At 58.4% G+C, this 5,424-nt stretch carries 5 protein-coding genes; 1 reads left to right on the top strand and 4 read right to left on the bottom strand.

Going from position 1 to position 5,424, the window contains the following annotated elements:
• On the bottom strand, window positions 1-237 hold a 237-nt coding region (locus tag J6497_RS40165; protein WP_225704199.1), incomplete at its 3' end, for a transposase.
• A gap of 641 nt (window positions 238-878) precedes the next feature.
• Between J6497_RS40165 and J6497_RS40160 the strand changes: the two genes are divergently transcribed.
• Window positions 879-1,562, top strand: a complete 684-nt coding sequence (locus J6497_RS40160) for an NAD(P)H-binding protein (protein WP_312010461.1) — start codon at window positions 879-881, stop codon at window positions 1,560-1,562.
• A gap of 410 nt (window positions 1,563-1,972) precedes the next feature.
• Here J6497_RS40160 and J6497_RS40155 read toward each other — a convergent pair whose 3' ends face one another.
• The 3 genes from J6497_RS40155 to J6497_RS40145 all read right to left on the bottom strand — a co-directional run bounded on the left by J6497_RS40155 (window position 1,973) and on the right by J6497_RS40145 (window position 4,923).
• On the bottom strand, window positions 1,973-3,064 hold the full coding sequence (locus tag J6497_RS40155; protein ID WP_225709667.1) for an SAM-dependent methyltransferase: 1,092 nt from the start codon (window positions 3,062-3,064) through the stop codon (window positions 1,973-1,975).
• A gap of 809 nt (window positions 3,065-3,873) precedes the next feature.
• Window positions 3,874-4,296: a transposase gene (locus J6497_RS40150; protein ID WP_225709666.1), complete on the bottom strand. Its 423-nt coding sequence runs from the start codon at window positions 4,294-4,296 to the stop codon at window positions 3,874-3,876.
• Window positions 4,297-4,731: 435 nt separating this feature from the next.
• Window positions 4,732-4,923: a hypothetical protein gene (locus J6497_RS40145; RefSeq protein WP_225709665.1), complete on the bottom strand. Its 192-nt coding sequence runs from the start codon at window positions 4,921-4,923 to the stop codon at window positions 4,732-4,734.
• Between the last annotated feature and the right edge of the window lie 501 nt (window positions 4,924-5,424).

Raw genomic sequence — 5,424 nt, 5'->3', positions numbered from 1 at the left:
GAACAGCCGCTTCCAGATATCCGCCTTCACCCAGTCGCGGAAGCGCGTGAAGACACTGTTCCAGTGGCCGAACGAGGGCGGCAGATCCCGCCAGGGACTGCCGGTTCGCGCGATCCACAGCACGGCCTCGACAAACCGTCGGTTGTCCTTGCCACTGCGGCCGGGATCGCTTGGCTTGCCAAGACAAAGCGGCTCCATCTTCGCCCATTGGGCATCAGTCAAAACGAATCGGTCCATCCATAGCTTGAATCACAACCGAGCCCGGATGAGAATCCTGAATCCCAACAGACCCTAGTCGGACGATGACGAAGCCATAGAGCAGGTCGAACCCGATGGTGGGAACAACGAAGAGGTCCATGGCGGCGATGTCCGGAGCGTGGCCGCGCAAGAAGGTTCGCCATCCCTGGGCTGGGTGACCCTCGTCGTTTCACCATGTACTTGGCAACGCTCGATTGCGCGACCTCGAACCCAAGCTTGAGAAGTTCGCCATGAATACGCGGCGCGCCCCAAAGCGAATTCCCCATGCTCATCTGTTGGATCAGTGCGCGCAGCTCGGTATCGATCGGCGGCCGCCCTCCCTGTGGGCACGACTTCCAACGCCAGTAGCGCCGAAAGCCGGCCCGGTGCCAACGCACGGCGTCTCGGGCTGGATGATCGTGAGGACCTGCAGGATCGCTGGAAACCAGCGATACAGTTGGATCAAGAACCAGCGGTCATGGTTCGTCAGCCGGACGCGACCATGCAGCTTCCGCCTCAAGACAATCAATTGATGTCGGAGCACCGCGTTCTCCGCTTCAAGGCGCAACTTCGACTTGAAGGGCGAAGCCAGGACGGCCAGAGCGAAACAGAACAGCCTGATCATTCCGCCAGCTTAGGCGATTCCATCACGTCATCAACTCGGATTAGGTTTTCGGTACACACACTATGAAGTCCGCGTGCTTGCGCGCGATCCTGCCAAAGCTTCGGCCGAGCTGGGCGCCGCGTTTGAGGTGGTCGCCGGAGATCTAACGAAAGCGGACACGCTTCCTCCCGCATTACGAAATGTGGACCACATCATTTTCACGGCCGGCGCGCCCAGTGGACGATATGCTCCGGAGAGCCTGGTCAAGGCGACAGACTACGAAGGCGTCATCGACACGCTCGCCGCGGCGCAAAGCGCTGGGCTCGGGGATCGCTTCGTCTATCTCAACACGGTCGGCATCAAGACCCCCTCGCTTGCGGCCTTTCTGATTAACCTGCTTAAGAGGAATACGTTCGTCTGGCGGCGGCGCGTCGAAGATAAAATCCGCAGCAGCGGGTTGGACTACACGATTATCCGCGTCGGCTTCCTCCTCGACCGCCCGGGTGGCGAGCATGCGGTCAATGTCAGCCAAGGTGCACTGCCATTGGCGCCTGGCAACCGCATTACACGGGCAGATGTCGCCGAAGCGTTCGTTGAAGCCATGCAGCACCCCAGCGCCTCACGAGCGACGTTTGAGATTGTGTGGGGCGAAGGTCCGCAACGGAACAGTTGGAGCGCACTACTTGAGAAGATCCAGCCCGATCGGCGACCGCCGGCTTGATGCAGGCAATGAAACGAGCGCTTTCGTACCGATCGAGCCTGGCGCCTCCGATACGGCGCTGCGAGTGTAGAATCGGCGGCGGCTGGCGTTCGCAGCTTATGCCGGAGTGGCGCGCCACGGCCGATGAAGATGGGCACTATTCGTTCGCCGTGGCGCTATGAGGCTGCAGCCCGCTGAGCGCTCCAATCGTTTAATCTGTGACGGCCTACGATCCCCCTATGCCTCACGGTGGCTGTCTTTCCGATTCTGCGGGGTGGTCCGTTTACCCTTTGATAGCGACCGTTTCGATCAATCCCCGGATCGACGTGATGAGCCACTTCGGGACTCATGCGGTGCAGCAATTGCGTCCCTGTTCGATCACCTCGTCAGCGCAGGCGGCCAGTGCGTAAGAAATGAGGATGCCCGGTTATTCAATGCTGTGGTGGAACCCCGGCATAGGACACGAGAAGCCTCAGTACAAGCAGCAAGTGCCATTTGAGGGACCCCTGCGTCGTTGAACCGTCCTGCCTGCAAAATTTGGAGGCCGATCGACATCCTGCCTTGGGCTTAGTGGCCAGCACTGTGTTGTACGGGTTGCCAAATACAAATACCTTCGAAGTGCGCCAAATGATCCGTTCCAATTCCACGAATGTGCGCATCTTCAGCCGGTACTTCCACAACAGCAGATGTTGAATGAAGTTCCAGGTGACCCCCCAGGCCCAGAATGGCAGGCGTCGATAACGAATCGGATCGAAACCGAGTTGGCGCATCTTGTAGACGAGAAGATTGGCGCCGACAAAATTGTAGCGCCAATTTTCGAAGAAGGCGGTGACGCTTAAATAATCTTCCTTGCAGCGACAATGATCAAGCGACCCTGGTGTGCGGATTAACAGGCGACCTCCGGGCCTGAGCATTCGCCAGCATCGCGCGAGCCAAGCGTCCAAGTCTTTGGTGTAGCCTATCGACTCGAGCGCATAGATGGCATCAAAACTTTCACTCGGGAGATCGAGGCTGTCGAAGTCCGTGACGATCACCTGTCCCCGCCCACCAAGTTTCGCAAATTTCCGCCGGCAGATCTCCGCTTGCACTGATGAATTGGTCACACACACAATTTCGATGTTGCACCGACTGACGAGGTATTCGGCCGCCGCGCCGGATCCGCACCCCAGATCCAACAGCCGCATCCCGTCCTTCGGCTTCAGAAGTAGGTATTCGGCTTCGTAAGGGCGCGAAAATGCCGCTCGGGGAAACACACACGTGCTGTAGTTCGCTTGCTCGTCGCGATACGCGCCGAACACGTCATCATATGTACGTTTCTCGTCATCGTGCTTGAGAAAGTCGTTCGGCTGCGGCGTCCACTCGACCAGTTGGCGCTGCTCGAATTGATTCAGCTCGTGGCCGATCTTGCTTGCGTCCTTCGGTTGAGTCACCAAGAGAAAAAGTATGTAATGAAGAAAGTTGTATGCGACGACCAACGCAATGATGATCGCCGCTACCAACTGAAATATTAGAACGATGTCCAAGGTCGCTCCCTGTGCGCTTTTCCTACGCGTGCAGCCTAGGACGATCGCGGTAGCCGCTCAATTGAACGTAGGTAATGCGCCGGCCATCCAAAGAGCCAGGGAATGATACGAAGGTTTAGGGGAGTGCGCCCCTAAAGCCGACCCCACTTCCGCAACGGGTCAAAAGCACCATTTAGAGGATTGGCCAGTCACTTCCGGTCGACCCCGATAAGCAGACAATTTCAGAATCCTACTGGACCTCGGCTTGGGGCCAAGAGCGGTCATTCGATCACCTCGTCGGCGCGGGCGAGCAACCTCGGGGAAACGATGACACCGAGCCTTCCCGTGTACGCAGATTGACCGCGAGCCAGAAGCTGGTTGGGAATTCTATCGGTAGGTCACCCGGCTTACTACCTTGAAGGATTTTCGCTGCGAAGTACGCAGCGCGTTGGAAACACCAGCTAAGATCAACACCGAAGCTGACTAGCCCACCATCCACGACATGCTCGCGATTTCGGGAGCCCTTCTGCAGCGCCGAGGCAGCGATGGAAGAGCGATTAACTAGCAACAAATTGGTCTGAAGCACGATAGTTATGTCAACTTTTTCGTTCGCGAGCATCGCGCGCCGAAAAATCATCGGTCTATTCGTGCGGCAGAGAAGGCGGACAGCGAAGAGCCGAGAAGAGCTGAGGCCCAATCGGATTTCGCCGCGTGGAAGGCTGGCAAGGTTGCTTCCTTTGAGATGCCCCTTCCCAGACTAGGCGCTATTGGGCGATATCGCCATCATTGCATATACGCCGTGACGTGGATTCAACTCGGCGCCGGGGCAATCATCGTGACGCCCGCACCGCGCGGATCACCCGAGACAGCTGCTCCCCATCTATCGCCGCATCCGTCCGCACGACGACGTCGCCGATCGCAATCTCGAGCTTGACTGTCGGAACGTGGCGCTCCTCTAACGGCCCTTCCACAACCAGCGGCGCGAATGACGGCTGCGACGCTTCGCACGACGGCAATTCGCCTCGCTGTCGAAAGCGTCGTCGCCAATCGTAAACCTGCCAGCGCGTTGCCCCTCGCTTGCGCGCCACCTCCGACACCTGAGCGCCGGGCAGCAGACTCTCGGCGGCGATCCGCGCCCTTTCAGCCTCCGAACGCACACGACGCCCGGACGGTCCTTCAAGCACTTCAAGCCGGCTGACCGCCCCAACCGACGAGCCGTCCAAATGGACGTCCTTTTTGCCGTCCAATCCCATCCCAAACCTCCGTCCAAGCCGGAGGCCTTCTTCGCACATTTAATCTAACCCTGAAGCCAGGGTGCCGGCTTCGCGCTATCCATCTGAGCGGCGCTATAAGCGATCGATCGCGATTTACGATGGGAAAACGCGAATTCCGGTACCGGAGTTTTTTGATGGAGTTTTACAATTCTGGACGAACCAGCTCATTGAACGGCTGCAATTCCGGAAAGAATTTAGTCTGGATTACATTTGGGATGCGGCCGACCAGCAGAAATGAGACGGAGCGGAGGCGGTTCAATCTCTCCTCCTCCGGCCGAACCCACTTGTACGGCAAGATCCGACGCGTCTCCGTCAGCTTGATCATGTGGACCAGCGGCGCGTAGCGGCCCTTCCGGCATGACCGGCATTTCAGCGTCGCCTCGAAGCCAGCCTAACCCGCCAACTGAGGCAACCTTACTTTGTCAGCAAGCCAGAAACGATAGCCGCGACACCAAACGCGAGGAGCGCCAAAACGAGCGGTGGATAGAGAACCATAGCGGCATGGAACCTTAGAAATCTCCAGTGCACGCCGTCGCGGTTGGGAAGGCCTGCCAAGATCAAAACCAGCGCCAGGCCGAGTGAGATAATTCCGGTCCAAACGTTCATTGTCGCAACCTCCCCGTTGAGATCGCAGCACAGTCACAAATGGCCTTCCCAACAAGTAGCCAATCGTCGCAAGCCGAGAACAAATTAGGCCACTGCCAAATTCAACCTGGTATCCTAACTTGGAACGAATCCCGACATGGGCTAGTTGCTGCAAAACTGCCCTCGTTGGAATGCCCCGCCATGTGCGAGAAGTGCGCTGAGCTTGACGAGAAGATCGCACGGTATAAGACGCTCTCGGCCCGCGTGACAGACCAGTTGACCCAATCGGGCATAGCGCTGCTGATAGAGCGGTACGAGGCGCAAAAGCGCGAGCTACATCCCGATCCGAAAGAGTAAGGCCGCCTCAGCCTGGTGGCCGGCGCTGCCGCGAGATCACTGAGCGGGAGCCGAGACCGGCCTTAAGGAACGAAGCCGGCTTGCCGGGAGTCAACTTAGGGCTTCCGGCCGACTCCTCAGCCCAGGCCGGAGGAAAACCTCCAAGGTTGGCGGCCCCGGCGGTTC

Origin of the sequence: Bradyrhizobium cenepequi, from assembly GCF_020329485.1 — a bacterium.
In the GTDB taxonomy this organism is placed as follows: domain Bacteria; phylum Pseudomonadota; class Alphaproteobacteria; order Rhizobiales; family Xanthobacteraceae; genus Bradyrhizobium; species Bradyrhizobium cenepequi.
The sequence above is the reverse complement of the archived record's forward strand: the minus strand, read 5'-3'. Positions and strand labels throughout refer to the sequence as shown.